Here is a 452-nt window from a genome sequence, read left to right on the forward strand (position 1 = left end):
GACGCTCGAATTCACTGCCTCGACCGACGAGGCCTGGCTCGATTTCATCGGTGATTCCGTCGAGTCGGTGACCGTCAACGGCGAGCTCGTGCCCGTCGTCTACGACGGCGCTCGGATCGCGATCGGTGGCCTGAAGGCGATCAATGTCGTCACCGTCGTCGCGACCGGCCGTTACAGCCGGTCGGGGGAGGGGCTGCACCGCTTCGTCGACCCCGTCGACGGCGAAACCTACCTGTACACCCAGTACGAGCCGGCCGACACCCGCCGCGTCTTCGCGTGCTTCGAGCAGCCCGACCTCAAGGCACCGTTCACGTTCGTGGTGACCGCGCCGCGCCGATGGCAGGTGCTGTCGAACGAGGCCGCCGAGCGCACCGTGCAGCGCGACGACACACAGACCGTGACGTTCGCGCCGACCCAGCCGATCTCCACCTACATCACCGCGATCGTCGCCG

General features: G+C 67.5%; 1 pseudogene. It reads left to right on the forward strand.

Annotated features, from left to right (window positions below):
• A pseudogene (locus R1101_RS29070) lies at positions 1–452 on the forward strand (aminopeptidase N); the annotation flags it as partial.

Source organism: Rhodococcus sp. R1101 (assembly GCF_000278445.1).
Taxonomy (GTDB): Bacteria; Actinomycetota; Actinomycetes; order Mycobacteriales; family Mycobacteriaceae; genus Rhodococcus; species Rhodococcus gordoniae.